This window comes from Nocardia glycosmidis (assembly GCF_052545115.1).
Genome location: NZ_JBQWRH010000008.1, coordinates 58,776 through 85,552, shown reverse-complemented (window position 1 = coordinate 85,552; position 26,777 = coordinate 58,776). Strand labels below are relative to the sequence as shown.

Sequence of the window (26,777 nt, the reverse complement as noted above, 5' to 3'; positions counted from 1 at the left end):
CACCAAGCGTAGATTATGCAATCAGTTGCATAAAGGAGCCGAAAAAGGGCACCGGCATGCCGGTGCCCTTTTTCCGGTTCAGAGCGTCGCGAACACCAGCAGGATGTTCAGGAGGATCATCAGCCCGGTCACTGCCCAGACGATGTACAGGAACACCATGCCCGGAGCCTTCTGCGGAACCGGGCCGATCGCGCCATTGAGGAAGACCACCACCGGCGCCTTGTAGTAGAAGCGCGTGGCCTGTCCCTCGGCGATCGGCACGGTCACGTTGGCCGGACCCATATCGAACAACCACGGGGTGGTAACCCGGACCTGGTACTGGCCGGGCCCCACCGGGATGTGGTTCGCGCCCCAGCGGGTATTGGGCACCCGTTGGCCGTTGACCAGGATCTTCGGCTTGGTCAACGCGAGCAGGAACGCCCAGCCCGCGTACGAGGCGTCGATGGTGATGCCAGGCGGATCGGCCGGCTGGCCGTAACCCTGCTGCGCTTCGAATTGCTGGGGCTGCCCGAACTGCTGAGGCTGCCCGAACGGCGCAGGTTGACCATACGGCTGCGGCTGGCCGTATTGCGGTGCGGGCTGGCTGTATTGCGGTGCGGGCTGGCCGAATTGGGGCGTAGGCTGCCCTGCCTGCGGCTGCACGAGGTGCGGTTGGCTCGGATGCTGCCCCGCGGGCGGCGGCGCGTACTGCGCAGGCGCCTGCGAGGGCGAGTACTGGCCGACTGGCGGCTGCTGACCGAATGCCGGCTGTCCAGGCCATTGCCCGGGCTGCTGGCCTTGAGGCGGGTACCCGCCAGGATGACTCATCTATCCCTCCCAGATAGCGAACAGTGCGAGGGCGACCCTACCGTGCCTCGGTGCGATCAGCGTCGTGCGATCAGCGTTTTGAGTTCCGCTCCCGGAACATCTTGCGATGCTGCTTGGTGATGTCCCGCCAGGCCCGCTCGCGTTCGGCCTGCAACCGCTTGTCGGTGCGCGCTTGCATCCATTCGTTCTCCCGCGCCAGCTTGCGGTAACTGTCCAGCCTGCGCTGGGTCAGCTCGCCGTTGTCGATCGCGTCCCGCACCGCGCATCCCGGTTCGCCGCGGTGTGCGCAATCGCCGAAACGGCACTGAGCGGCAAGGGATTCGATGTCGCTGAACGTCTTCTCGATGCCTTCGGTGGCATCCCATAATCCGACGCCACGCAGCCCAGGCGTATCGATCAGCGTGCCACCGCCGGGCAGCGGCCTCAGCTCCCGGTGCACCGTCGTATGCCTGCCCTTCTTGTCCGCATCCCGGACCGTGTTCGTGGCGAAGATCTCGGCGCCCAGCAACGCGTTGGCGAGGGTCGACTTCCCAGCACCAGAGGGGCCGATCAACGCGACGGTGCCCGCCACCATCGCGACGAGCACATCGAGCCCGGCGCCGGTATCGGCGCTCACGGCGAGCACGGCCGCGCCCGGCGCGACGGCCCGCACCTCCTCGAGCGGAAGATAGATCGCCGCGTCGGCCTTGGTGAGCAGCACGATCGGCTGGGCGTCGCTCTCCCAGGCCAGTGTGAGCATGCGCTCGATGCGGCCGAGGTCCACGTCGCCGTCGGCGGCAGTGCAGATCAGCACGGTGTCGACGTTCGCGGCGAGTACTTGGCCTTGCGACCGGCCGGACACTGACGACCGCACGATCACCGTGCGGCGCGGAAGCAGTCGCCGCACAGAGGAATCGGTATCAATGCTCACCCAGTCGCCGGTGCACAGCCCGCTGACCTCGGAATCCGCGCGTGGGCAGCGGGCGCGGGCGACCCCGCTCGGCGTCGCGACGTCGCATTCGCCGCGGTCCATCCGAATGACCCGCGCAGGCACACAGCCTTCCTCGATCATCGAGGCGTAGTGGGTGGAAACGGCTTCGGTCCAGCCGTAAGGGACGAGAAGGTCGTAGTCGACCATGATGGAAGGAATCCTTCGTCGGGCGCCGAACCCGAAGAAGGTTCAGCGAAGGGAGAATGAGCAGGAGTTTCGTGTGGCCGCATGCGTAGCGCGCCCGGACACGACAATCCGCACGTTCCTCGTCACGGTCCACACCTCCTTGCCTCTCTCGCAGTCGCCCAACCCTCGCATCCAACCTCTCACCCACGCAACCGAATTTCCGACTTCCGCGACTACTCGGGGTTGCCGAATTGCTCGTGGCGGCCGAGGGAGCGGAGGTGGAACCACTCGCGCAGACCCGCTGGGTCGCGGCGAGTAACCAGGAAGAACCAGGAGAAGCGGATCCACTCCTGGGGCAGCAGTTTGCGCATGCCGGGCTGAGACATCAGGTAGCCGCGGTTGCGGTAGGTGAAGTAACGCTTCACCGGGTCGTCGGGGTACTGCGTGTGCATCCGGCCACCGAGAATCGGTTTGAACTCGGCCGCACCGTTGGGGTGCAGGTATGCCGTCTGCAAGCAGGTGCCGAACGGCAGGCCGGAGCGCACCAGGCGGCGATGCACCTCGACCTCGTCGCCGCGTACGAACAGGCGTAGGTCCGGCACACCGATCACGTCGACCGCCTTCGCGGAGATCAGCGCGCCGTTGAACAGCGAGGCGATCCCGGGTAGGAAGTCCTCGTCGCCGAGTTCCGAGCGCAGCCGCCGCCACACCACGCCCCGGCGCAGCGGGAAGGCGAGGCGGTCGGGTTCATCGATATCGCAGACCACGGGTGACACCTCGACCAGCCCGTGCCGGTCCGCGCAATCGAGCAGCGTGGACAGCACGTCCGGGCCTTCGGGCCTGCCGTCGTCGTCGGCGAGCCACACCCAGTCCGCGCCGATGCTCAGGGCGTGCAGCATGCCGAGCGCGAACCCGCCCGCGCCGCCGAGATTGTGCGCCGAACCCAGATAGGTGGATTCCAGCGGCTGGTCGCGGACCAGCGCTTCGACCTCCGATTCGTTGCCGTTGTCGACCACGATCAGGTGGTCCACCGGCCGCGATTGGGACGCAACGACTTTCAGCGACTCGGCGAGCAATTCACGCCGCTTGTGCGTGACGACGACCGCCACGATGCGCGCATCCGTGCCGGCGTTCGGCAGCGCGCAGTCCGCAGCGAGATCGTCGAGACCTTTCGTCGGCACGGAGCCGGTCCCCGCTTGCGCTTTTTCGTCGATCGGGGTGTCCTGTCCGGCCGGCTCACTCATGCCGCAGCCTTTCCAGCATGAGCGGGGCCTTGCGTGGTCACGCTTCGCTGCCGCCTCCGGGCCTGACCGCTCATGCTGTGTTTGTTTTGGGCATGAGCGGGGCCTTGCGTGGTCACGCTTCGCTGCCGCCTCCGGGCCTGACCGCTCATGCCTGATTCCGCTCCAACTCTCGTTCGGTGCCTTCGGCCCGTTCGGCTTCCATTTCGCGCAGCACCGTCGCCACATGGTTGCCCGCTTCCGGCCCCTCATAGGCTCGTACCACTTCTTCGATGCCGCCACGCAAGCGAATCTGGCCGTGGTCGATCCACAGCGCGGTATCACACAGCTGCGCGAGGAATTCGTTGGAGTGGCTGGCGAAAACCAGAATGCCGGAACGGGCGACCAGCGACTGCAACCGCAGCCGCGCCTTCTTCATGAATTCCGCGTCCACCGCGCCGATGCCCTCATCGAGCAGCAGGATCTCCGGATCGATCGAGGTCACCACGCCCATCGCGAGTCGGACGCGCATACCGGTGGAATAGGTGCGCAGCGGCATGGACAGGTATTCGCCCAGCTCGGTGAAATCGGCGATCTCCTCGATTTTCGAGAGCATCTGCTTGCGCGTCTGCCCGAGGAACAGGCCGCGGATGATGATGTTCTCGTAACCGGAGATCTCCGGATCCATGCCGACGCCGAGATCGAAGACCGGCGCGACCCGCCCGCGAATGCGCGCACTGCCGCGGGAGGGTTCGTAGATGCCCGAAAGCAGCCGCAGCAGCGTCGATTTGCCCGCGCCGTTGTGCCCGACCAGACCGACTCGGTCGCCCTCTCGCAACGAGAGCGTGATGTCGCGCAACGCCTCGATCACGACGACGTCGGATTGGTTGCGTCCGATCGCGCCGCCGGCCTTGCCGAGAAACGCCTTTTTCAGCGACCGCGATTTGGCGTCGAAAATCGGGAATTCGACCCACGCGTCCTGGGTTTCGATACTCACACGGCTCATCGGGGGCGCTCCTATACCCAGTACGGTACGCGCGAACGGTATTGCCTCATGGCGAAGATCGCCACGATCCAGCCCAGCAGGGTGATCGTGCCGACGATCAGCCAGTGCCGCGGCTGCGACGGTTCGCCGAGCAGGGGCGCCCGGACGATTTCGAGATAGTGGAATGTCGGCACGAGCTCGGCCAGCTTGGCGCGCTCCCCGGTGCCGACCTGGGATTCCAGGGTCTTGGTCGTCCACATTACCGGCGTCAGCACGAACAACATCAGCGTGGTGCTGCTGAGAATCGGCGCGATATCGCGGTAGCGGGTGCTGAAAATACCGAACACGATCGACACCCACGCGGAATTCAGGAAGATCAGCGCGATCGCCGGAATCGCCAGCAGGGTCTGCGGGCCGAGCTGGCGCCACAGGCCGAAGACGACGAGCAAGACCAGGTAGATGACCATGTTGTGGGCGAAGAACAGCAGTTGTCGCCACACCAGCCGGTAGACGTGCACACTCAGCGCGGACGGCAACTGCTTGATCAGGCCCTCGTTAGCGATGAAGACCTCCGAGCCTTCCAGGATGCTCGCGTTGATCACGTTCCAGATGATCAGCCCGACCGTCACGTAGGGCAGGTACTCCCGCAACGGCTGGCCGAGCAGCGCCGCATAGAGAACGCCCATCGCCATGGCCTGCAGCCCGGTGGCGATGGTGATCCAGAACGGGCCGAGCACCGAGCGGCGGTAGCGCTGCTTGATGTCCTGCCAGCCGAGCGACAGCCACAGCTCGCGCTGGGCGAATCCGCCCGCGAAGTCCTGGAACGCGCGCCGGAACGTCTGCGAGTCCGGCACGATCCTCGCGACGGTCGCACCGGTGTGTGCGGCCTCGGCTTCCGGCGTCGTCGCGCTCACCGGATTCTCCTGCGCCGAATCGTCGGATCGCAGGGTGTGCTCGATCGGTGAATCGTCGTCGGTACGCGCTCGGTCATCGGAACCAACTGAGCTCTCTTCGGGACGCACCGCACTCGGGTCGGAGTCGGGGCGAGCGGCAGCGGCGGGCACGGTGCACGAGACTACCCCGGCGGCTTGCCGCCGCCGCGTGGCACACACACCTCGGCGGTCTCACAAGTATTGGCCGGAACCGCCGGTGACCTGACTGCCCTGGCCGCCGCGCGGGTCGCCGACGTGCAGACCGGGCGGCAGCGCACCCTGACGCATCTGCTCGAGCTGGGCGCGCGCAGCCATCTGCTGAGCGAACAGCGCGGTTTGGATGCCGTGGAACAGTCCCTCCAACCAGCCGACCAGCTGCGCCTGCGCGATCCGCAGCTCGGCGTCGGACGGGACGGCATCGTCGGTGAACGGCAAGGTAAGCCGCTCGAGCTCTTCCCGCAACTCGGGGGCGAGGCCCTGCTCCAGCTCCCGCACCGAGGACGTGTGGATCTCCTTGAGCCGATTGCGGCTGGCCTCGTCGAGCGGAGCCGCGCGGACCTCCTCGAGCAGCTGCTTGATCATGGTGCCGATCCGCATGACCTTCGCGGGCTGCTCGACCATGTCGGCGAGCGATTCGCCCGAATCATCACGGTCGTCCGAGTGGTCCTTCTTATCGTTGCCGGTCACCACCTGTGCGGTGTACGGCGTGTCCGATCCAGGCGCCGCCGGGATGGCCAACGGCCTGCCGTTCGGGCCGACGACGACGATATGGTCCGGTGTCTCGTCCGAGTGCGTCATGGTTCCCATCATGTCGCGTCCGCCGCGAACGCGCTAAGCCGGTGCTCCTGGTGCCGCGATGCGACAGCGCGCACCGGAGGTTGCCCGGTCGGCGCCCCGGCACGGGCTCGGCGCTCTATTCTGTTCGGGTCGTGTGGTTCGGATTTCTCGAAAGTCGGTTGCCATGCTGAGTCCCAGGTCGCTGTGCGCCCACCGCTTCGCGGAGGGGAACGCGGTTATACAGGCTCGCCCGCTGCCCTTAGAGTGGCCAACATGACTTACGACGTCGCGAGGGTTCGGGGCCTGATACCGTCCCTGGGCGACGGCTGGATCCACCTCGACCCGCAAGCGGGCATGCTGGTTCCGGATGCGGTATCCCGTGCCGTATCAACGGGTTTCCGAACTTCTTCGTTTTCGCATGTCGGCCGCACCAGCGCCGCCGTGCGCAGTGCGGCGATCCTGGACGCTGCCCGCGAGGCGGTGGCGGACCTGGTCGGCGGCGACCCGGCGGGCGTGGTGCTCGGCCCCGACCGCGCGGTCCTGCTCGCCTGGCTCGCCGAATCGCTGAGCTCTCGGCTCGGGCTCGGCACCGGCATCGTGCTGTCCCGGCTGGACGACGAGGCCAATGTCGCGCCGTGGTTGCGCATCGCCAACCGATACGGCGCGCACGTGCGCTGGGCCGAGGTGGAGATCGAGACCTGCGAGATGCCGTCCTGGCAGTTCGAGGAACTGATCGGTCCCACCGCGCGACTGGTCGCGCTCACCGCCGCCTCGCCCATCGTCGGCTCGGCGCCCGCGGTGCGGGTGGCCGCGGATCGGGTGCACGAGGTGGGCGGGCTGCTGGTGGCCGACGCGTTCGGTGCCGCCCCCTACGCGCTGATCGACATCGACGAATTGAACGCCGACGTGGTCGCGCTGAGCGCGCCGGCCTGGGGTGGTCCGCAGATCGGCGCACTGGTCTTTCGCGACCCGGCGTTCCTGGACCGGATCCCGTCGATGTCGCTGAACCCCTATGCGAAGGGCGCCGAACGGCTCGAGGTCGGCGGGCATCAATACGCGCTGCTGGCCGGCCTGACCACCTCGATCGACTTCCTCGCCGGGCTCGATGAACGGGCGCGCGGAACCCGGCGCGAGCGCTTGGAGATGTCGATCACCTCACTGCAGGATTATCACGACGAACTGTTCGAGCACCTGATGGCCATGCTGAGCTCGATCCCGAGCCTCACCGTGATCGGCCGTGCGTCCACCCGCATCCCGACGGTCAGTTTCACGCTCGCCGGCATGCAGGCGGAGAAGGTCGCGGCCAAGCTGGCCGACAACCGGATCGGTACGGTGAGCGGCGTGCACGGCGGCAGCAGGTTGCTGGACGCGCTCGGCGTCAACGACGAGGGCGGCGCCGTGACCGTCGGCCTCGCGCCCTACACCACCAAGTTCGAGATCGACCAGCTCGGCAGGGCGCTGCTGGCGCTGGAGTGAGCGGTCCGGCCCTCAGAGTTCGTGCACCCGCAGTACCACCTTGCCGAACGCCTCGCCGGAGTCCAGCAGCCGGTGCGCGTCGGCCGCCGCTTCGATCGGCAGCTCGGCGGCGATCACCGGGACGACGGTGCCGTCGGCGATCAACGGCCACAGCTGCCTGCGCACCGCGGCGATGATCTCGGCTTTGCCGCCGACGCCGGTCGCGGGCCGCGCCCGCAGGTTGGTGGCGTGGATGGTGCCCCACTTACGCAGTAGCGCGCCCAGATTCAGCTCCGCACTGACCCCGCCCTGCATGCCGATCACGACCAGCTTGCCGTGGTCGGCGAGTGCGTCGACATTGCGTCCCAGATAGGCCGCACCCATGTTGTCGAGGATGATGTCGGCACCGGCACCGCCGGCGCCCGATTTCTGGGCCCGTAGCACGGTCACGAAATCGTCATCGCGGTAGTTGATCAGCACGCTCGCCCCCAGCTCCGCGCAGCGCGTCAGTTTCTCGGCCGACCCGGCGGTCACCGCGACGCGCGCGCCGAGCGCTGTGGCGACCTGGATGGCGTGCGTGCCGATACCGCCTCCGCCGCCGTGGATCAACACCAGCTGATTCGCGTGCAGGCCCGCGGTCAGCACAAGATTCGACCACACGGTGGCCGCCACTTCGGGCAGTCCAGCCGCCGCGCCGAGGTCCAGGCCGTCGGACACCGGGAGCACCTGGGTCGCGGGCACCACGACTCGTTCCGCGTAACCGCCGCCGGACAGCAGCGCGCACACCCGATCACCGACCACCCAGTCATGCACACCGTCGCCGAGTTCGGCGACGACACCGGAACACTCCAGGCCGATGATCGGGCTACCACCGGCAGGGGGTGGGTAGTGACCGCGGCGCTGGAGCAGATCCGCCCGGTTGACGCCGGCCGCGGCTACCTCGATCAACAGCTCGCCGTGGCCGGGCGCTGGATCCGGCGCCTCGGTCCAGGACATCACTTCGGGTCCGCCGAATCCGTTCAGGCTGATGGCACGCACCGTGCCATAGTGCTCCGCCGGTTCGGATCACCGCGCGCTGACCCCTGAGTCGCCTCGGCACCGGGTCCGGACGTTGCGCCCGGTGCGAGCGCAATCCGGCAACCAGCCTGCACTGATCGGCACCACGGACTACCGTTCCGGGGATGAGCGGCGGCTTCATCGATTTTCAGAACGAGATATACCTGGGCGGCCTAGGCGGCGCTCTTCCCGAATTGCCCATGACCGCCGCGGGTTTGGAGGCGCTCGCGCGGGAGCGGCTGGACCCGGCGGCTTTCGCGTATGTGGCGGGCAGCGCCTCCGCGGAGCGCACCGCCGTAGCCAATCGGTCCGCCTTCGACCGATACCGCATCCTGCCGCGGATGCTGCGCGGCGCGACCGGCCCCGGGGCCCGCGATCTCTCGGTCGAGGTGCTCGGCACCCGGCTGGCCGCTCCGGTGCTCACCGCGCCGATCGGCGTCCTCGAACTGCTGCACGAGGGCGGTGAGGTGATCGTGGCCGAAGTTGCCAAGGAACTCGGCATCGGCACGGTGCTGTCCACCGCCGCCTCCTCGACCATCGAAGAGGTCGGCGCCGCCGCCGGTGCGTGGTGGTATCAGCTGTACTGGCCCGCCGACGACGAGCTGGCTCGTTCGTTCGTCCAGCGCGCCGAGCGGGCGGGGGCCTCGGCGATCGTGGTGACCGTGGATACCCCCGCCCTCGGTTGGCGTCCCCGTGATCTGGAGTTGGCACACCTGCCGTTCCTGCACGGCAAAGGCATCGCCAACTACCTCTCCGATCCGGTGTTCCGTGCCCTGCTTCCGGCCGCGCCGGAGGAGAGCGAGGAGGCGATGCGGACAGCGATCCTCACCTGGGTCGGGCTGTTCGGTAACCACACCCTGCGGCCTGCCGACCTCGCGCGCCTACGGGAATGGACGGATCTGCCGATCGCGGTAAAGGGCATCCTGCACCCTGATGACGCGCGGCAGGTGGTGGAGGCGGGTGCCGACGCGGTGGTGGTGAGCAACCACGGTGGCCGCCAGGTCGACGGTTCGATCGCGGCTCTGGAGGCGTTGCCCACGGTGGTGGCCACCATCGGCGACCGTGCCGACGTACTGTTCGACTCCGGCGTGCGCACCGGCTCCGATGTGCTCGTCGCGCTGGCGCTGGGCGCCAAGGCTGTGCTGTACGGGCGGCCCTGGGCCTACGGTCTGGGTCTCGCGGGCGCCGCGGGCGTCCGGCACGCGCTGCGGGCACTGCTCGCCGATCTGGACTCCACGCTGGGACTCTCCGGGTGCGTCGACCTGGGCACGGTCGGCCGCTCGCTGCTGTCTACAGTGCGCTGACCTGCGATATCGCCGATTTGCGGAGTTCGTCGCGGATAGAATGACCACCGTGCATACCGAATCGAGCGGTCGAACGGTGTCCGAGCCGCGCTGGCTCACCCCAGCGCAGCAGCGCGCCTGGCGCGCGTATATGGACGGTCACCAGCGTCTGATGGCGGCACTGAATCGTCAGCTGCAGCACGACAGTGACCTGACCATCGCCGAATACCGGATCCTGGTCCTGCTCTCGGAGGCCCCGGACTGCTCGCTGCGGATGAGCGAACTGGCCGACGGTGTGCTGTCCTCGCGCAGCAAGCTGACCCATCAGATCCGGCGGCTGGAGGAGCAGCGGATGGTGCGCCGCAACACCTGCCTGGAGGACGGTCGCGGCGTGGTCGCCGAACTCACCGACGAGGGCATGCGTCGTTTGGCGGCCGCCGCACCCGGCCATGTCGAAGCCGTCCACCGCCACTTCATCGATCTGCTCGCTCCGGCCCAGCTCGAGGTGATCGGCGAGGCCTTCGGACGCGTGGATGCCGAAATCGGTAAGCACTCCGGCTGAGCGGTCCGCTACGATCAGGTCCCTGGAGACGTGGCAGAGCGGCCGAATGCACTCGCCTTGAAAGCGAGCGTCGCGAGAGCGACCGGGGGTTCAAATCCCTCCGTCTCCGCCATGAGCGTGATCTGCGAGCCCGGTCCGAACCCCGTTCGGGCCGGGCTCGGCTGATTCAGCAGCTGTGCCGGACACCCGCCTGGATGGCGCATGACCTTTCCCGCCGGTGAACTGGGCGGACGGTCCGGTCACCGCGTCGAGGGGCAGCGCGGCGACCTCGACACCGGTAGTGTGGATAAACAATCCTGCCGGTCCTGGTCAGATGCCCGGAAAGGGCTCGACGCACAGGGTACGGCTGGTGTACTGGCGGTGTGCTGGATTTATTTTGATTTGCTGGATTTGCTGGATCGGCCGAACGAGCGGCCCAGCATCGGTGATATCGAGTATCGTTGACCGACTTGCTTTTCGTCGAGTATCGTTGGCCGACTTGCTTTTCGAGGGTTCCAGGGGGTCGGCCGTGCGGAGCGTCATCGGGATGGCAGCCACCATAATCGCGCTGCACGTTCTCGGTTGGGGAACGCTCCTGGTCTTTGTGGCGCCGGGCAATTTCCTGATCCAGGGCTCGGTGTTCGGGGTCGGACTCGGAGCGACTGCCTACACCCTCGGCATGCGCCATGCGTTCGATGCCGACCATATTGCCGCAATCGATAACACGACGCGAAAATTGCTGGCGGAAAACGGGAGACAGAAGACTCAAACGGTGGGTTTCTGGTTCGCGCTGGGCCACTCGACCGTCGTGTTCGTGCTCGTCGCGTTGCTCGCCGTCGGGGTGCGTGCCCTCGCGACCAACCTGGAGGACGAAGATTCGGCACTGCACCAGTGGAGCGGTGTGTGGGGTACCGGCGTGTCGGGCACCTTCCTGATCCTGATCGGCCTGCTCAATCTCGCGTCGCTGGTGGGGATCTGGCGCGTCTTCCGGCAGCTGCGCCACGGCGAGGTCGACGAAGCGCAGCTGGAACGGCAACTGGACAACCGTGGCCTGCTGAACCGAGTATTGCGGCCGGTGATCGGTCTGGTTCGCAAGCCGAGACACATGTATCCGGTGGGCGTGTTGTTCGGCCTCGGGTTCGATACCGTCACGGAGGTCGGTCTGCTGGTGATCGCGGGCGGCGCGGCGGCGACCGGGTTGCCCTGGTACTCGATCCTGGTACTGCCCGTGCTGTTCTCTGCGGGCATGGCGCTGTTCGACGCACTGGACGGATCGTTCATGAGCTTCGCCTACGACTGGGCGTTCGCCAAGCCGGTTCGCAAGATCTACTACAACCTGGTGATCACCGGTCTGTCGGTCGCGATCGCCCTGTTGATCGGCGGGCAGGAAATCGTCTCGCTCGTCGCCGAGAAACTCGAGGTCGAATCAGGCGTCATCGCCTGGGTGGGCCAACTCGATCTGGGTGATCTCGGTTACATCATCGTGGGGCTCTTCGTGCTCACCTGGGTGGTCGCGGCCGGTGTATGGCGGTTCGCCGGAGTAGAACGGCGCTGGCGCAACAGCCTCGCCGCCCGATGAGCCCGACGGGCGAACGTCGGCTGACTATTGCGGGCGCACCACCCCGGTAGGCTCTGGCAGGATGGTTCGCATGCTGTCTGGCCGCAGGGTGCGGCGTTGGGTCTCCAGCGTCCTGGTAGGTGCCGCTCTCGTTTCGGGTGTGGTGGCGTTCGGCGCTCCCCAGGTCGCGGCGGCGCCCGGCACTGCTCCGCCGGTGAACACCGGCTCCTCGGACGGCCCGGGTCCAGCCGAACCGACCAGTAAACAGCCCGCGACGCCCAGGATCGACCGCGTCGAGCCGATCAACGATCGGTGGCTGCGGGTGTTCGTCGCGTCTCCGTCGATGAGCCGGGTGGTCGAGGTGCAGGTGCTGCTGCCGCGCGATCGGTCCCGGCCCCGCCCGACGGTCTACATGCTCGATGGACGCAGCGCGAGCCGCGACAGCAACAACTGGACCGAACTCGGGCACGCGGACCGCTTCTATGCGGACAAGGACGTCAACGTGGTGCTCACCGTCGGTGGGCCCGCCAGCTTCTACACCGACTGGCAGCATTCCGACCCGGTGCTCGGCACCAACATGTGGGAGACCTTCCTCACCAAGGAACTGCCCCCGCTGATCGACGCGACGTTCAACGGCAACGGCACCAACGCGGTCATGGGCGTCTCGATGGGCGCCGAGGCCGCGATGATGCTGGCGTTCCGCCAGCCGAAGCTCTACACCGCGATCGCGGCGCACAGCGGCTGCTTTTCGATGGGCACCGATATCGGTCAGGCGCAGGCCCGCGCGGTGGTCGCCACCTACATGGGTGAGCCGGACAACATGTTCGGCAACCAGGACGACCCGGCCTGGCTGGCCCACGACGTCACGCTGCACGCGGACGCGTTGCGTGGCAAGACGATCTACCTGTCGGTGGGCAGTGGTCTGCCCGGCGTGCACGACGTGCCGGGGACCCCGAATGTCGACCTCGCCAGCGCCATCGGTTTCGGCGGTCCGCTGGAGGCGGCGACCAATGTGTGCACCCAGCGGCTCACCGACCGGCTTCGTTCGCTCGGCATCCCGATCACCGCGCATTTCCGCGCCACCGGCACACACTCCTGGCCGTACTGGGAGGACGAGCTGGCCCTGTCCTGGCCGACGATCGCGGGCGCGCTCGGCGTCCGCTAACCGAGGAACCGCGCCGTTACCGCGGGATCGGCGGCGAAGTCGAGGAACAGGTCGTTCTCGTGCGGGTCGCCGGCCGTGACGCGGACACCGTCGTTGCCGTAGGGCCGTACCAGTACGCCGGCCGCCGCGCTCGCTTCGCCGAACTCGGCGCTGCGCTCGCCCAGCGGCAGCCACACGAAGTTCGCCTCGCTCGGTGGCATCCGATACCCGGCCGTCACCAGCGCGTCGCGCATCCGTTCGCGCTCGGCGACCAGAACATCGGTGCGATCGAGCAATTCGTGCCGTGCCTCCAGCGACGCGATCGCCGCCGCCTGCGCGAGCCGGTTCACGCTGAACGGGATGTGCACTTTCAGCAGCGCCGTGATCACGGCGGGATCGCCCACCGCGTAGCCGACCCGCAGGCCGGCCAGCCCGTAGGCCTTGGAGAAGGTACGCAGCACAACCACATTGGGTCGGGTCCGGCCGAGCTCTACACCGTCGGGGTGATCGGCCAGCCGCAGGTATTCGTAGTACGCCTCGTCCAGCACCACCAGCACATGCGGCGGCACCGCGTCCAGGAACCGGACCAGTTCCGCCTTGCCGACGGCGGTGCCGGTGGGATTGTTCGGATTGCAGACGAAGATCAGCTTGGTTCGTTCGGTGACTGCCGCCGCCATTGCGTCCAGATCATGCACCTGGTCCGCGGTGAGCGGTACCTGCACCGCGATCGCATTGCCGACCTTCGTCACGATCGGGTACGCCTCGAACGAGCGCCACGCGAACAGCACCTCGTCGGTTGGGTCGGCGCAGGTGATCTGCACCAGCTCCTGGCACAGGGCCACGCTGCCGCAGCCGACCGCGACATTGTCGAATCCCACCCCGAGAAAGTCGGCCAGCGCCGCGCGCAGCTGCGTTACCTGGTTATCCGGATACCGGTTGGCCGACTCGGCCGCCTCGGCGATGGCTTTGACGGCGGCGGGCAGCGGACCGAAGGTCGTTTCGTTGCTGGCCAACTTGACCGCGCCGGGATTGCTGCGGCCGGGGGTGTACGCCGGGATCGAATCTAGGTCCGGCCTGATCTGCGCTGTCACACTCCAACCCTAATCTGCGCCGCACAGGGCCCGGCCAGCGTACCGGAAATTGTCTTGGCCGCAGGCCCTCACATGCGATTTTCTACCGAAGTGTCGCAATTCGCCCTACGCTGGTTTCATGTCGGGCACCTACGACGATATAGCCCCGCTACGGGCAAGCCACCAAGAAGACGAGCGACCGACTGCCTGCGGGCAGGTGCCCATCACCGTGGTGGAGCCGGAGGGAAATGCTCGCGGCGGGATTGTGGTGCTCCACGAGTCCCGGGAGTTGACCGGCGCCCTGCGTGAGCTGATGAACGCGCTGGCCGGGGAGGGCTGGACGGTAGTCGCGCCCGATCTGTTCCACCAGCTGAACGGCGAACCGGGCGGCGGAGTCTTCGGCGACGAGCTGTTCGACGACTTCGACGCGTGCTTCGACTGGCTGACCCGGCGGGGCGTGTTCCCCGACACCGTCGGCGTGCTCGGTTTCGACTCCGCGGGAACAGCGGCGTTCCTGGTCGCGACCAACCGTCCGATCGGGGCCGCGGTAAGTGTGGCGGCGCGCGGCATCGTCGAACCGCTTGCCGAGCGGGCCGATGCTCTGGTGCAGTCCGCCCCGCTGCTGCAGGCGCCCTGGCTGGGCCTGTTCGGTGCCGACGACCCGGCCACCCCGCCGGCCCAGGTCGAACAGTTGCGCGACGCCACCGCCCGCGCCGCCGTCGCGAGCCTGGTCGTCACCTACCCCGGTCTGCATCACCGCGCCGACACCCCGGACACCGACGACGACACCGATGCGCTCGATTCGCAGACCAGAATCTTCGATTGGTTCGACAGTAACCTGCGCTGACCAGTCGTTTTGTGATCTGTGCGGTTGCTGCTGTAACCTTTCTGCTCGGCGGTTCGAAAGGACCGGTGCCCTCGAAGAGAAGGCTCCAGGAGGCGTGCCAGAGCGGCCGAATGGGACTCACTGCTAATGAGTTGTCCCTTCACGGGGACCGGAGGTTCAAATCCTCTCGCCTCCGCCACACCCGGGAAACCGGGTACAACTGAATAACACCGGCGCCCGTAGCTCAACGGATAGAGCATCTGACTACGGATCAGAAGGTTAGGGGTTCGAATCCCTTCGGGCGCACACAGGTAGAAGGCCCCTCCGCAATAGGCGGATTCGAGGGGTCGTCGCAACACTGGTGGTCGAGTTATGCCGCCAGTAGCTTAGCCAGGCGCTCGGCTGGGGTATCCCAGCCGAGCGTTTTGCGTGGTCGGCCGTTGAGTTCGACGGCGACGGCGTCGAGGTAGTCGCGAGTGTGCTGGGAGAGGTCGGTTCCCTTGGGGAAGTACTGCCGTAGCAGGCCGTTGGTGTTCTCGTTCGAGCCGCGCTGCCATGGGCTGGCCGGGTTGCAGAAGTAGACAGGAATGTCGGTGGTGATGCTGAACTGGTGATGCTCGGCCAGCTCGCTGCCTTGATCCCAGGTCAACGACCGCATGAGATGAGGTGGAAGTTGAGTGACAGTGCGCTGTAACGCATCTCGCATGTGTTCGGCACTACGACCGTCCGGCAGGTGGACCAGCATCACGTAGCGGGTGCTGCGTTCGACGAGGGTGCCGATCGCCGAGGCGCCATCCTTCCCGATGATCAGGTCACCCTCCCAGTGGCCTGGTACGGCTCGGTCTTCGACCTCGGCGGGCCGGTCGCTGATCATGACCATCGGGTGGGTGAACCTCGGCTGGCGACTGCTGGCCTGGCGGTGCGGCTTGCGGCGAGTACGGCCGGTGCGCAGCACTCGCGCCAGTTCACGACGCAGCTCACCACGGCCCTGCACGTAGAGGGCCTGATAGACGGTCTCGTGGACCACGTGCAGCTCCGGCTGGTCGGGGAAGTGTTCACGAACAGCCTGGCAGATCTGTTCCGGGCTCCACCGCTTGTCCAGCCGCTGCTGAATGAATTCGGCCAGCTCGGGGTAGCGGGCGGTCTTGCGTAGTTTCGGGCGCGGCCGACGCGCGTCGGCGCGGGCCGCAGCGGCGTGGGGCCGGTAGGCCAGCTGCCCATTCGAACCCACGGTGCCGTTGCGGCGGATCTCACGGCTGATCGTGGACGGGCTGCGTCCTAGTTCGGCGGCGATCGTGCGGATACCGGCCTTCTCTCGCCGCCGGTCGGCGATGCGGATGCGTTCGTCCTCGCTCAAATACCGCGACCTCATGGCAGAGGCTGCCCGCTCGACACGAGCGGGCAGCCTCCTGCGCTGGGGATCATCACGGCCGTTGCGCCACTCACGCCCCGTACGTTCGTTGACGCCGACCATCTTCGATGCCGCCCTGTTGCTGTAACCGAGTTCCACAAGACGCAGATACTCCGCCCGCTCAGCCCGCAACTTCCTCGGCCCCTGCGGTTTCCGATCAGCCCGGGTCTTGAAGACCATCGCAATCTCCCCTGAACTGGGGTGTTGCGATGACCCCTAGAACCCAAGATATGTGGAGGGGCCTTCTCACAATGTCGCGCACGAGTGCCGCAGATCGTCCAACCGAAGCGGCCGGACGCGGGCCTTCTCCACCAGCTGAGCGAATGCCCGATCGACGTTCCTGGGCTTCAGCGGGATGCCCCGCGTCAGTGGTGACAACTACGGTTGCCTGCCTCGTGCACAGGCGCACGAGTCGGTCACTGGCCGGGCAGCAGGGAGCCTTTCAGTCCGACGCCGCTGGCTCCGACAACGCGAACGCTCCGCCACCCTCGTCTCAGCGTGAAGCAGGGCGTCGCAGGATCGCGGTCAGGCGAGTAACCAGTTCGGCTTCGTCGACCGCGTCGGTGAAGTGGGTCAGGTAAGCGCCGTCCGGGTCCATGACATAGGTAAACGCCGAGTGCGGCATCTGGTAGCCGTCCGGGTCGTCGGGGTCGGCGACCGTCGTCGAAAATACGCGGAAAGACTTTTTGGCTCTGTCGACTTGCTCGGTCGAACCGGTCAAGCCTGTGAACCGCGGATAGTCCGGCGACAGGAACTCCTTCATCACCTCTGGCGTGTCCCGGTCGGGATCAACGGTCACGTACAGGGGTTGGATTCGATCCGCGAGCGGACCCAGGGAGTTGAGTACGGCCGACAACCGGTGCAGCGCTCGCGGACACACCATCTTGCAGTGCGTGAATCCGAAGAAAACCACGACGTAGCGCCCGCGATAGGTCCTTTCGCTCACCTCGTAACCGTTGTGGTCGGTGAGGTCGAACGCACCGCTTATGTACCGCCGGGCGGGGGTGCCGGTCGTCTCGTTCATTCGCTCGATCCCTGCAACGGAGACACCTCGAGGTCAAAGGTCCGTGGCGCACCCGCAGGCACCCGAACCCTGATGTCGACGTCGATGCGTTCGATCTCGATTCCCTGCGCACTGTCAGCGGCCGTGACCGGGGCACCGGCTCCACCGGTCGCGACGATGACTCCACGTTCCCGCAACGTCCACCGCTCTCGGTCGGCGACATTGCCGAGAATGATCGAACCGTCACCGTCTCTGTCGGCATGTCGTTGAATGCGGAAGATCAACGTGCCCGAGCTCGGAGTGAATCGCGCTCGGCTCACCGCGATGTCGCCGGCGACGGCGGTCAGCGTGGGCTCGGTGAAATGCGCAGCGTCCCAAGGCTTGTTGTAGAAGCCCCAGAGGCCGTCACGCACATTCAACCGCGCGTATCCGAGCAGAACGTTGCCAGTGAGTGGTTCGACCTCGATTCGATTGCCTGCCTGGTCGCACTGGATGTCGTTGCGGGGGTAGAACAGGCCGCCGTCGCGCCAGGTGGGGTTCATAAAACGGTCGGCATGGGCGAGCAGCCCGTCCAGCGTCGAGGTGTCGCCCATCTCGGATGCCCACGTCGCAGCCCACCCGAAATCGCAGAAGTCGGCGACGACGGGCCGACCTGGGATGATTTCCAGATCAGGTGTGAAGCGAACCGATTTCGTTCCGTCCGGACCAACGACCAGCAGGTCCTTCATCTGGTTGGGGTAGTGCTCTCGAACGAATTCACGATTCCACATATTCATCAGAGTTCCGCACCATGCGTCCACCCAGGTCGACGGTGCCTCGTTCGGCATCATCTGGCGGGGATTCCGCGAAATCAGCATGTTGTAGTGCCCGGTCGAATCGAGCCGCCCCAGTTGCGACCATGTCTTCTCGTAGCTGTAGGTCACTTCCGCAGCAACGTTCTCACCGGTAACCAGATCGTGCATGCGGAAGCCGAGAATCGCCGGCTGGTTGCAGATCTGAAATACACAGTTGGGCTCACAGGCCACGCCGAGATACCCGCTCTCGACCATCTGCCAGTAGATCTGCTCGTTGAGGGAATGCTCGTCGTATTCGAACCGCTTCGGTTCTCCGCCCCAGAAGAACGACCAATAGTCGAACGTCAAGGCACCTGGATGCGCGTACCGGTCATCACCGAAGAGGTAGTGGTACATCAAAGTGATGGACTGGACGTATGCGCTGTACATGATGTTTTCGCGGACAACCGGATCCCATTGTTCGTGGTATCCGTCCGACAGATGGGCGTTGAACACCGACCCACCGCGGCTGGAATCGCGCCAGTACATCCAGACCTCGGGCAACAGCAGCTTGTCGATCAGGCGTTCGAGGACCGGTTTGAATACGCCCGGCGCGTTCGGTAGCCGATGGAAATGGGTCAGGGCCAGGGCGTAAGCCATGTAGGCGAGCTGAAAGCGATAGCCACCGAAATCATCCTGGCCGTTCGCCTTACCCTGCATCAGTGACCAGTCGTTGGGCAGTTGCCGGGACAGGTTATCGAAGTGTCGAAGGTGGCCGAGTTGCTCAGTGGTCAATGTTGTGTCGGCGACAACGCATTCGGTCTCTTGCATGTGCAGCTACCTTCCATGGGACTGATGGATCCATGCTCCCGCTGTTCGCGGTGCCGAAGTGTTCCGATCGCGAACACTCATCCCTATGCGAGGCCAGCTAGATTTGCGAGGTCGCCGATACGGGGATGCGCCGACAATTCGGCCGAACGATAGAAAATTCTTGATCCGGAGATGAACCGACATGGCCAACTATGAAGAAGTCATTCGCGCGTGGGCGGATGCTTGGGGAAATGCCACTCCAGAAGAATTCGCGGCTCAGTACACCGAGGATGGCGTGTACATCGATCACGCTTTCCGTTTCGGGAGGTCGGGACGTGACGCGATCGCTGAGCACAGCGCCATCTGGCACAACTCGATCACGGACTTCAGAATGACGCCCCGCGAAGTCCGAGAGACCGACGACGGCGCGCTGATGACCTGGGTCGCCACCGGAACCTTCGCCCGAGACCTCGCTGCCATGCCGGCCACGGGGAAAGACTTCGTTATGCACGGCACTGTGTGGCTGAAGATCAATGCCGAGGGCAAGATCACGGTGACCGAGGAGTACTACAGCACAACGTTCGCGCAGGACAACCAGGAGTCCTACGCACTCTTCGAGGCTGGGCAGCTATAGCGCCCGGTCGACGATGGTGCCCTCCTTGTTCATGTGAGCAGAGACCCCCTTCGCGGCTCGATCAATGTGGCTGACAGCATCGAATCCGTCGCCACCCGTAGCGCCAAGAGGGTATCTGCGGGCAACCAACTCCTCGGATGCTTTCCGATCCGATCTCGCGGGGGGACGTTCCGGCGGCACATGGCGGGCGAGCCGGTCGCGCGAAAGGTGTACTGGCTCAACCGGAAAGCCAGTGCCAGCATGAGGCCTAGATGATCGCGTCGATGCCGCCCTTGCCACGGAGAAGATCGTTGACGGGCCGATTCATGTGTCATACATTGAACGACAGAAACGAATAGGGCATACGTCACTGGCCTTTTCGGATCCGCCGGTGTTCGGGTAGCCGCAGAGCAGGGTTGAAATGACAGAAGTGTATGAATTGTCCGCGGCTCAGCTCAAGCAGGCGTACCGCGAGAAGCGGCTTTCTCGCCGGGAGGCGGTCGAGGCCAGCCTTTCCCGGTGTGACCTGGTGAACCCGGTGGTGAACGGGGTCATCTATCGCTTTGATGAGCGGGCGCTGCGGGAGGCGGATGAAGCCGACCGGGATGCCGGGGATCGTTCTTCGCTGCCGCTGGATGGAGTTCCGATCACGGTGTCGGAGATCTATGCGGTCGAGGGCAGTTCACAGCCGCTGGGGGTGCCGGCACTCGAGGAGGTGACGGTCTCGAAGGCGGATGACGAGCTCGTTGTCCGTCTTCGTGAGGCGGGGGCGATTATCGTCGGGAAGACCGCCATACCGGAGGGGTTCTTCCGGTGGAACACGGTGAGCTCGTTGTTCGGGGAGACGCTGAACGCGCGTGATACGTCGCGTTCGGCTGGGGGTTCGGGTGGTGGCGCGGCGACCGCGGTGGCGTCCGGTATCGTCCCGATCGCGTTCCATGGCGACGGTGGTGGTTCCCTTCAGGAAGTGCTCGCAGGTCTGGAGGGTGTGCGTGTTGCCGAGCCTCGGAAGTAGATCGTCTATCGGCGCCACGGGTGGGTCCGCAATCCGCGCAGTGCGCAGCGGAGCGTGGTAAGCGTGCCCGAGATCTTCCGATACGGTCCCTACCCCAGCAACTTCACCGAGATCCACCCCGCCAGCGGACCGCACATACGCGGCACCATCGCGATGCTGCACGGCGGATGGTGGCGCTCCCGATTCGATCTGCACCTCATGGATGACCTCTGCCAAGTCCTGGCGGCGCAGGGATGGCGAGTCGGCAATGTCGAGTTCCGGCGCACCGAGGGACAGCCCGGCGATGACGGCGGGTGGCCGCGAACCTTCGACGACGTCTCGCTCGCGCTCGAGAAACGGGCCCCGGTGCCGAACGGAAAGCCGACCGTGGCCATCGGCCACTCAGCCGGAGGACACCTCGCGCTGCTGGCCGCCAAGGCCGGGCTCGTGGACGCGGCAGTAGCGCTCGCGCCGATCACAGACCTCGAATGGTGCCAGCGAGATGGACTGGGAGAGGGCGCCACCGATGTCTTCCTCGGTGTCGCGCTCGAACACGCGAAGCCCCTCCACGCCGAGTGCTCACCGACGGAACTCCTCCCGCTCGGCCGCCCCCACCTCGTGGTGCACGGGACCCGCGACACCCGCGTGCCCGTGGACCAAAGCCGCCGATACGTGGAACGGGCGCGTACCGCAGGAGACCGCGTCGACTACATCGAAGCGCCTGAAGCAGACCACTTCCAAGTAATAGAACCGGACTATCCCGTGTGGGCAGCAATCAACGAATGGCTCGAGGGAGTGCGTCCCGTGCAGCAGCTGCGCTCGAACCAGTGAGCCTCGGACCGGTCACTGTTCACGCGGTGCACTTCTCCGCCATTTCTCGACTGAGAGCAGCGCTCTAGGGGTGGTCGGCGGCTACCCGGCACGGCGGCGCCTGCGGCATCGCGTTGCCGCAGGCGGCGTTCCGCGTTTCGGTTTCACTTCCACGCCGGGAGGGTGGGGAGATCGCCGGTCAGGTCGGAGCCGGGGCTGCGGCCGATGAGCCAGGTGGCCAGGGAGTGGGCCGGGCCGGAGATGGTTCGAGTGGCGGGGGAGGGACCGATGGTGGTGGTGAAGTCGGTGTCGGTGGACTGGAGGGTGAAGGGTTCCAGGGGGCTGTCAGCGGTGCGGCGGGTCAGGTCGTCAGCCGCCGAGGGAAGGATGCGGGCGACGAATGAGGCGGGCCAGTCGGACGGTTGATAGCCCGCGTTCAGGTCGACATGGTGAATTTCGACCTCTTGCAAACGCATCCAGGGGACCTTTGTCGCGGAGATCGAGTGGCCCTGGCGGGTCCGTACTTGCGTCTGCCAGGCGGCATCGGTCAGTGAACGCGCCAGGCCCAGCCAGCGTGCCGCGGCGGTCTCGTTGTCGACGAGTTGCTCGGCGAGCGGCCGGGGCGCGCCTGCCTCGATGTCGTGGTCGCGCAGGAAAGGGCTGGCGTACTGGGGGATCTCGGTGCCGGTGTGGGCCCACAACAGCAGGTTGACCAGGCTGTCCGCGTTGCGGGCCAAGTGGGCGAGCACGTGACCGCGGGTCCAGCCGGGCAATAGGGACGGCTCGGCGACCGCGCCTGGCTCGAGGCTGCGGATAGTGTCGAGCAGGCGTGCGGTCGCCTCGGCGACGGTGTCGAGCTGCACGGGGGTCTGCGAAGGTGCCGTTGTCACGGTCTCGACCCTAGCTACAGCAAGCCCGGCGCGCCGTCTCGATGGGCAGGGGCGCACAGCAAGCAGGTCTGGGCCAGCCGTCACTGAACTCCAACTGGCAGTGTCTCCCGATGCCATCCCGCTGTTCTTCGACAGACATCAGGAGCCCAGGCCGGGAACTGTGCTGCACGAGGCCGCGCAGCGTGCTGAGGACGGTCACTCGAATCGGTCACCGGCGGGCGCGATGAGATCGGCCGATCTCGACGGAACACCGGGTCCGACGCTTCGCCGGTGGTACCGGGAATGCCCCGCCAGCGGTACCGGGAACGCCTCGCCGGTGGTGCCGGGCCGGACCTTCTACTCGGCGACGATCGCGTCGGCCTCGATCTCCACCAGCAGCGCTGGGGAGATCAGCGCTTTGATCTCATACAGGGCCGTCGCGGGGCGGATCGCACCGAATACTTCGGCGTGCGCTTTGGCGACCTCGGGCCAGCGCGCGATGTCGGTGAGGAAGATGCGGGTGCGTACGACGTCGGCCAGGCTCGCGCCCGCATCCGTCAACGCGGAACCGATACGGCGCAGGGTTTCTCTGGTCTGCTCACCGATGTCGTCGCCGCCGATGGCGGTGCCGCCCGGTGCTGACGCGGTGGTCCCGCTGACCGCGATGACATTGCCGAGCCGGACTGCCCGCGAGTAGCCGACGATGTCTTCGAACTCCGAACCCGAGGAGATGTTCACGCGATCACTCATGCGCGACAGCATCGCACGGGCCCGCGTCGCGGCCGAAATCAGCACGGGCCTGCGTCGCGGCCGAGATCAGCCCGGATCGGTCCACTCCCTGGCCTCGATGATCACCGCGGCGGCCAACGCGAGCAACCACAGTGACATCGCGCCGACCTGGATGCGCTGGGCGATCCCGAGGGCGTAGTTCCCGGGCAGGTTGTCGGCAACCAGCAGCCATACTGTCGCCGCCGACCCGATCGCCAGCGCGACCATGCCGAATTCGCGCAGTATCCACCAGCGCCGGTAACGGAACGCGGCGAGGCTGAACGCGAAGGCCGCGACGGCGACCGAGGTGACCGCCAGCGTGCTGGTCAGCGCGTGCGGCTGATGTAGCTGAGGGAACAGTTCGCTGGGCCCACCGCACCCGGCCGCGCCAGGAGCGCAATCGTGCAACGGCAGCAGGACGTCGGCGATGGTCGACGCACCGAAGCAGAACAAGGCCACCCAGCCGATCGTGGTGAGCCTGCGGCGCCGGAACAGCAGGAACCCCGCGATCGTGGCCGACATCAGAGCCGCGCCGGTGATCGCGTCGGCGGTCGCGAACACCTGCCGGTACGGCTTGCCCTCCGCGTCCAGTTCGCTGAGGAAGGAATTGACCGGGTCGAGGTCGATTTTCAGCACGAATTGCAGGACCCAGGACGAATAGCAGACTGCCGCGAGCGCGATGGCCAGCGCGATCATCACCGATGCCGGTCGCAGGCGTCGGTAGGTGATCTTCGGGCCACGCGTCACGACCTCATTGTGCTGCCTGCTGTCCGTGCCGGGAGCCAGGCCCGGTCGCGCACGTCTTTCCGGCTACCCGGACGCAAGCGCATCCTGGACGCGATCGGCCGCGGTCACCACGTCCTCGTGCTCCCAGATACGGACGACTCGCCAGCCCGCCGCGGCCAGCGTCGCGTCGGTGGCGCGGTCCCTTGCCACGTTTCCGGCCAGCTTGGCGGCCCACCATTCGGCATTGTTCTTCGGGTCGGTGGCGTGCTGTGGACAGCGGTGCCAGAAACAGCCGTCGACGTAGACCGCAACCCGTCGGCGGGGAAACACCAGGTCGGCGCGTCGGCGCTGGCCGCGGATCGGGGGTCGATCAACGAAAAAGCGCAGACCGCGCCGGTGCAGTTCCCGGCGCAGCGCGAGTTCCGGATCGGTTCCGGTGCGCCGCTGGCGGGCCATTCGCGCGCTGGTGGCCGCGTCGGTACCGGGGCGTCGTGTCATGCTGCCCAGCCGCCCATCCGTTCGAGATGGCTTTCGACGTCGGCGAGGAAACCGGATGGAAAACGCAGGCTGCCCATGCTCGTCCGGCGCAGGAACCCCGCGGTGGCGCGGGCGGAGAGCAGTTGCGCGCCGGTGAGGAAATGGCTCAGGTCCTCGTATGGCTCGTGCACCGGCCAGGTCGACACCGGCACCCTGAAGGCTGTGCCGGCGTGCCCCCACGCCGCGACCGGCCACGGCGCGCCGGGCGCGAGCGGCTGATCGTGGGGGATCAGGTCCATCGGTGTCGCCAGCCGAGAGCCGACCCAGGCCGCCATCCGCACGCTCACCGCGTTGCCGACCAGCTTCCAGCGATGCCCCTTCCGCACACCGGGCACGTCGGTGGTGGGCGCGGTCCAGCCGGGGTCGAAACCCTGCAGGCGTTCGGCGTCGGTGATGCCGGGCGTGACGATCTCGCCGGAGGGCAGCCGGACCGCGGGCGGGCTCGCGATACCGAGCGCCGATCCACCCTTCAGCGTCGGCACCGCGTTCACTGCCCAGCCCAGCCCGCGCACTCCCTCGGTCCAGTAGAAGCCGCACGGATCGTGCGTGGGATCGCCGACCGTACGCGGTCCGGCGTCCTCACCGAACAGCACTCGGCGCGGGTCCTCGGTGCGCGAGGCCAGCATCAGCACACGTTGCCGCCGCTGCGGCAATCCGAACGCGCGCGCGTCGACTACCCGGTAGGCCCAGGTGTAACCGAGGTCGTCGAGCGCGCTCGTGATGTGCCGCATCGCCGCGCCGCGGCCGAGTTGCAGCATGAACGGCACGTTCTCGATCAGCAGCCAGCGCGGACCGCGTTTGCGGCGCACCAGCCGGAACACCTCGTCGACCAGACCCGAGCGGGTGCCGGTGATGCCTGCGGTGCGGCCGGCCTGGGAGAGGTCCTGGCACGGGAATCCCGCCGCGACCAGTTCGGTGCCCGCCGGGATCGCGCGCAGCCGGGTGATGTCGGAATGCAGCGGCACGTCCGGGAAGCGGGCCGCGAGCACGCCCTGGGCGCCGGGCTCGATCTCGCACAGCAGTTCGGTGTGCCAGCCGTGCCTGCCGAGACCGAGCTCGAGTCCACCGATTCCGGCGAACAGCCCGACCATCCGCGCGCCCGTCAACGACCTTCCCTTTCTCGCGTCCACACCGGACGCTCCCGCGCGCATCCTGTGCCCGGGAGCAGGGTACTCGAGTCGTCCGAGGTGATCGGCGAACCGGCGACCGACGTCCCGAGCACCTGATACGGTCCGCGTGTCACGCAGTGCTATCGGTTCGATGTTTTCAATAATCACAGGACCGGTCGCGCGATGTCGTGGTGATCGGTCGTTCCGCCTGCGCTCCAGTGCCATCCGCGCGGGCCGCCCACGATCCTGGTGGCGCGCTCGCGCGGCGCTTTTGCTCGATGCCGTTCCAGAGCGACGCTAGGGAAAGTGAGCGAAAATGCAGATTTCTTCCACCAGAAACGGACAGTTCCCGCCCGTTGTGGTCACCAGCCTCGCGGCGACCACATCCATTGCCGGTGACGTGGACTCCACGTGGAAGGGTCTGCTCAATGGCGAGAGCGGCATCGAACTGCTGGAGGACGGCTTCATCGACCAGTTCGAGCTGCCGGTGCGCATCGGCGGTCATCTGAAGGTCGAGCCTGCCCGGTGCCTGGCCAAAGGCGAGACGCGCGGACTGGCCTACGTGGAGCAGATGGCTATCGTGCTCGCTCGCGAGGTGTGGTGCAACGCGGGGAGCCCGGAGGTCGACAAGTACCGTCTCGGCGTGTCCATCGGCACCGGGCTCGGCGGCGCCGAGGCGATCATCGACGCGCGGGACAAACTGAACAACGGCGGCTACCGGAAGGTTTCGCCGTATTCCGTGCAGGCGGCGATGCCGAACGGGTCCGCGGCGTGCGTCGCGCTGGAACTCGGCGCGCGAGCCGGTGTGGCGACGACGGTGTCGGCCTGCTCATCGGGGTCGGAGGCGATTGCGAACGCCTGGAAGATGATCGTGATGGGTGACGCCGACATGGTGGTCACCGGCGGGGTGGAGGGCTCGATCCAGGCCATCGCGGTCGCGGCGTTCACGATGATGCGAGCCATGAGCACCCGCAATGACGCACCCAAGCGCGCGTCGCGACCGTTCGACGCCGATCGCGACGGCTTCGTCTTCGGCGAGGCGGGCGCGATGCTGGTGCTGGAGACCGAAGCGCATGCCAAGGCGCGCGGCGCGACCATCCACGCACGCCTGCTCGGCGCCGGCATCACCTCCGACGGCTTCCATCTCGTCGCGCCCGATCCCGAGGGCTGCGGCGCGGCGCGCGCGATGACGCGGTCGCTGCAGACGGCGGGTCTGACCAGAAACGACATCACGCACGTCAACGCGCACGCGACGGGCACGCCGGTGGGCGATACGGCAGAGGCCCGCGCGATCAACAAGGCCATCGGCACTCACCCGTCGGTCTACGCGCCGAAGTCGGCGCTCGGCCACTCCATCGGAGCGGTTGGCGCGCTCGAATCGGTGATCACCGTGCTGAGCCTGCGCGACGGCATCGTGCCGGCCACACTGAACCTGGACAATCAGGACCCCGAGATCGATCTGGATGTCGTCCGCGGCCAATCTAGGCCCGGCCGTATCGATTACGCCGTGAACAACTCGTTCGGCTTCGGCGGGCACAACGTCGCGCTGGCCTTCGGCCGATACTGACCGCAGGCGGGCGGAATTCCTGCTAGCCTTCCCGACG

27 protein-coding genes and 3 tRNA genes are annotated in these 26,777 nt (G+C 66.7%); 14 read left to right on the top strand and 16 right to left on the bottom strand.

The features are described from left to right. Positions 1-78: 78 nt before the first annotated feature. The 6 genes from ACT86A_RS12455 to ACT86A_RS12430 form a co-directional block, all read right to left on the bottom strand. Entirely contained in the window at positions 79-807 is a 729-nt protein-coding gene (locus tag ACT86A_RS12455; protein WP_445092230.1) for a chromosomal replication initiator protein DnaA, read from the bottom strand. Between the two features lie 70 nt (positions 808-877). Further along, on the bottom strand, positions 878-1,924 hold the full coding sequence (gene rsgA / locus ACT86A_RS12450; protein ID WP_445092229.1) for a ribosome small subunit-dependent GTPase A: 1,047 nt from the start codon (positions 1,922-1,924) through the stop codon (positions 878-880). A gap of 212 nt (positions 1,925-2,136) precedes the next feature. Continuing rightward, positions 2,137-3,147, bottom strand: coding sequence for a galactofuranosyltransferase GlfT1 (gene glfT1, locus ACT86A_RS12445; RefSeq protein ID WP_445092228.1), 1,011 nt, complete (start codon positions 3,145-3,147; stop codon positions 2,137-2,139). Positions 3,148-3,292: 145 nt separating this feature from the next. After that, on the bottom strand, positions 3,293-4,129 hold the full coding sequence (gene wzt, locus ACT86A_RS12440; protein ID WP_445092227.1) for a galactan export ABC transporter ATP-binding subunit Wzt/RfbE: 837 nt from the start codon (positions 4,127-4,129) through the stop codon (positions 3,293-3,295). Between the two features lie 11 nt (positions 4,130-4,140). Further along, on the bottom strand, positions 4,141-5,022 hold the full coding sequence (gene wzm, locus ACT86A_RS12435; protein ID WP_445092226.1) for a galactan export ABC transporter permease subunit Wzm/RfbD: 882 nt from the start codon (positions 5,020-5,022) through the stop codon (positions 4,141-4,143). 210 nt (positions 5,023-5,232) lie between these two features. Further along, a complete protein-coding gene (locus tag ACT86A_RS12430) occupies positions 5,233-5,838 on the bottom strand; it encodes a bacterial proteasome activator family protein (RefSeq protein WP_445092225.1) in 606 nt (201 codons plus the stop codon). Between the two features lie 252 nt (positions 5,839-6,090). Between ACT86A_RS12430 and ACT86A_RS12425 the strand changes: the two genes are divergently transcribed. Further along, positions 6,091-7,293, top strand: a complete 1,203-nt coding sequence (locus ACT86A_RS12425; protein ID WP_445092224.1) for a cysteine desulfurase-like protein — start codon at positions 6,091-6,093, stop codon at positions 7,291-7,293. A gap of 12 nt (positions 7,294-7,305) precedes the next feature. On the opposite strand, the gene ACT86A_RS12420 is transcribed toward ACT86A_RS12425, so the two are convergent. After that, positions 7,306-8,310: an NAD(P)H-quinone oxidoreductase gene (locus tag ACT86A_RS12420; protein ID WP_445092223.1), complete on the bottom strand. Its 1,005-nt coding sequence runs from the start codon at positions 8,308-8,310 to the stop codon at positions 7,306-7,308. Positions 8,311-8,453: 143 nt separating this feature from the next. On the opposite strand from ACT86A_RS12420, the gene ACT86A_RS12415 reads away from it, so the two are divergent. The 6 genes from ACT86A_RS12415 to ACT86A_RS12390 all read left to right on the top strand — a co-directional run bounded on the left by ACT86A_RS12415 (position 8,454) and on the right by ACT86A_RS12390 (position 12,875). Further along, complete coding sequence (locus ACT86A_RS12415) at positions 8,454-9,632, top strand: lactate 2-monooxygenase (protein WP_445092222.1); 1,179 nt, start codon at positions 8,454-8,456, stop codon at positions 9,630-9,632. Positions 9,633-9,672: 40 nt separating this feature from the next. After that, on the top strand, positions 9,673-10,173 hold the full coding sequence (locus ACT86A_RS12410) for a MarR family winged helix-turn-helix transcriptional regulator (RefSeq protein ID WP_445092221.1): 501 nt from the start codon (positions 9,673-9,675) through the stop codon (positions 10,171-10,173). A gap of 24 nt (positions 10,174-10,197) precedes the next feature. Then, a tRNA-Ser gene (locus ACT86A_RS12405) sits at positions 10,198-10,285 on the top strand. 89 nt (positions 10,286-10,374) lie between these two features. Further along, positions 10,375-10,617 carry a hypothetical protein gene (locus tag ACT86A_RS12400; protein WP_445092220.1) on the top strand — a complete coding sequence of 81 codons (243 nt, stop codon included), beginning with the start codon at positions 10,375-10,377 and terminating at the stop codon, positions 10,615-10,617. Between the two features lie 34 nt (positions 10,618-10,651). Next, complete coding sequence (gene nicT / locus ACT86A_RS12395; RefSeq protein ID WP_508104364.1) at positions 10,652-11,731, top strand: Nickel transporter NicT; 1,080 nt, start codon at positions 10,652-10,654, stop codon at positions 11,729-11,731. A 70-nt stretch (positions 11,732-11,801) separates the two neighbouring features. Then, positions 11,802-12,875 (top strand): alpha/beta hydrolase, encoded by a 1,074-nt coding sequence (locus ACT86A_RS12390; RefSeq protein ID WP_445092218.1) that lies wholly within the window; start codon positions 11,802-11,804, stop codon positions 12,873-12,875. Here ACT86A_RS12390 and hisC read toward each other — a convergent pair. Further along, complete coding sequence (gene hisC, locus ACT86A_RS12385) at positions 12,872-13,945, bottom strand: histidinol-phosphate transaminase (protein ID WP_445092217.1); 1,074 nt, start codon at positions 13,943-13,945, stop codon at positions 12,872-12,874. The genes ACT86A_RS12390 and hisC overlap by 4 nt on opposite strands. Positions 13,946-14,063: 118 nt before the next feature. Between hisC and ACT86A_RS12380 the strand changes: the two genes are divergently transcribed. The 3 genes from ACT86A_RS12380 (at position 14,064) to ACT86A_RS12370 (ending at position 15,056) form a co-directional block, all read left to right on the top strand. Next, positions 14,064-14,771: a dienelactone hydrolase family protein gene (locus ACT86A_RS12380; RefSeq protein ID WP_445092216.1), complete on the top strand. Its 708-nt coding sequence runs from the start codon at positions 14,064-14,066 to the stop codon at positions 14,769-14,771. 88 nt (positions 14,772-14,859) lie between these two features. Next, positions 14,860-14,949 (top strand) — tRNA-Ser (locus ACT86A_RS12375). Between the two features lie 34 nt (positions 14,950-14,983). After that, positions 14,984-15,056, top strand: a tRNA-Arg gene (locus ACT86A_RS12370). A gap of 64 nt (positions 15,057-15,120) precedes the next feature. Here the strand turns inward: ACT86A_RS12370 and ACT86A_RS12365 are convergent. The 3 genes from ACT86A_RS12365 to ACT86A_RS12355 form a co-directional block, all read right to left on the bottom strand. After that, on the bottom strand, positions 15,121-16,224 hold the full coding sequence (locus ACT86A_RS12365; protein WP_445092385.1) for an IS30 family transposase: 1,104 nt from the start codon (positions 16,222-16,224) through the stop codon (positions 15,121-15,123). Positions 16,225-16,654: 430 nt separating this feature from the next. Continuing rightward, positions 16,655-17,185 (bottom strand): SCO family protein, encoded by a 531-nt coding sequence (locus tag ACT86A_RS12360; RefSeq protein WP_445092215.1) that lies wholly within the window; start codon positions 17,183-17,185, stop codon positions 16,655-16,657. Next, positions 17,182-18,768 carry a linalool dehydratase/isomerase domain-containing protein gene (locus tag ACT86A_RS12355; RefSeq protein WP_445092214.1) on the bottom strand — a complete coding sequence of 529 codons (1,587 nt, stop codon included), beginning with the start codon at positions 18,766-18,768 and terminating at the stop codon, positions 17,182-17,184. The genes ACT86A_RS12360 and ACT86A_RS12355 overlap by 4 nt, the downstream gene beginning before the upstream one ends. Positions 18,769-18,949: 181 nt before the next feature. Here ACT86A_RS12355 and ACT86A_RS12350 point away from each other — a divergent pair, with 181 nt between their 5' ends. The 3 genes from ACT86A_RS12350 (at position 18,950) to ACT86A_RS12340 (ending at position 21,185) form a co-directional block, all read left to right on the top strand. Next, the gene (locus tag ACT86A_RS12350; protein ID WP_445092213.1) at positions 18,950-19,381 is read left to right on the top strand and encodes a nuclear transport factor 2 family protein; all 432 of its coding nucleotides are present in this window, start codon (positions 18,950-18,952) and stop codon (positions 19,379-19,381) included. Positions 19,382-19,781: 400 nt separating this feature from the next. Then, complete coding sequence (locus ACT86A_RS12345; protein ID WP_445092212.1) at positions 19,782-20,375, top strand: amidase family protein; 594 nt, start codon at positions 19,782-19,784, stop codon at positions 20,373-20,375. A gap of 63 nt (positions 20,376-20,438) precedes the next feature. Then, on the top strand, positions 20,439-21,185 hold the full coding sequence (locus ACT86A_RS12340; protein ID WP_445092211.1) for an alpha/beta hydrolase family protein: 747 nt from the start codon (positions 20,439-20,441) through the stop codon (positions 21,183-21,185). A 143-nt stretch (positions 21,186-21,328) separates the two neighbouring features. Here the strand turns inward: ACT86A_RS12340 and ACT86A_RS12335 are convergent, their stop codons facing one another. From ACT86A_RS12335 to ACT86A_RS12315, 5 genes are all read right to left on the bottom strand, one after another. Continuing rightward, a complete protein-coding gene (locus tag ACT86A_RS12335) occupies positions 21,329-22,054 on the bottom strand; it encodes a maleylpyruvate isomerase family mycothiol-dependent enzyme (RefSeq protein WP_445092210.1) in 726 nt (241 codons plus the stop codon). 336 nt (positions 22,055-22,390) lie between these two features. Continuing rightward, complete coding sequence (locus ACT86A_RS12330) at positions 22,391-22,783, bottom strand: RidA family protein (RefSeq protein ID WP_445092209.1); 393 nt, start codon at positions 22,781-22,783, stop codon at positions 22,391-22,393. A 66-nt stretch (positions 22,784-22,849) separates the two neighbouring features. After that, positions 22,850-23,548: a DUF998 domain-containing protein gene (locus ACT86A_RS12325; RefSeq protein ID WP_445092208.1), complete on the bottom strand. Its 699-nt coding sequence runs from the start codon at positions 23,546-23,548 to the stop codon at positions 22,850-22,852. A gap of 63 nt (positions 23,549-23,611) precedes the next feature. After that, positions 23,612-24,025: a very short patch repair endonuclease gene (locus ACT86A_RS12320; protein WP_445092207.1), complete on the bottom strand. Its 414-nt coding sequence runs from the start codon at positions 24,023-24,025 to the stop codon at positions 23,612-23,614. Then, positions 24,022-25,155 carry a DNA cytosine methyltransferase gene (locus ACT86A_RS12315; RefSeq protein WP_445092384.1) on the bottom strand — a complete coding sequence of 378 codons (1,134 nt, stop codon included), beginning with the start codon at positions 25,153-25,155 and terminating at the stop codon, positions 24,022-24,024. The genes ACT86A_RS12320 and ACT86A_RS12315 overlap by 4 nt, the downstream gene beginning before the upstream one ends. Positions 25,156-25,489: 334 nt before the next feature. Here ACT86A_RS12315 and ACT86A_RS12310 point away from each other — a divergent pair, with 334 nt between their 5' ends. After that, the gene (locus tag ACT86A_RS12310) at positions 25,490-26,740 is read left to right on the top strand and encodes a KasA/KasB family beta-ketoacyl-ACP synthase (RefSeq protein ID WP_445092206.1); all 1,251 of its coding nucleotides are present in this window, start codon (positions 25,490-25,492) and stop codon (positions 26,738-26,740) included. Positions 26,741-26,777: the final 37 nt, after the last annotated feature.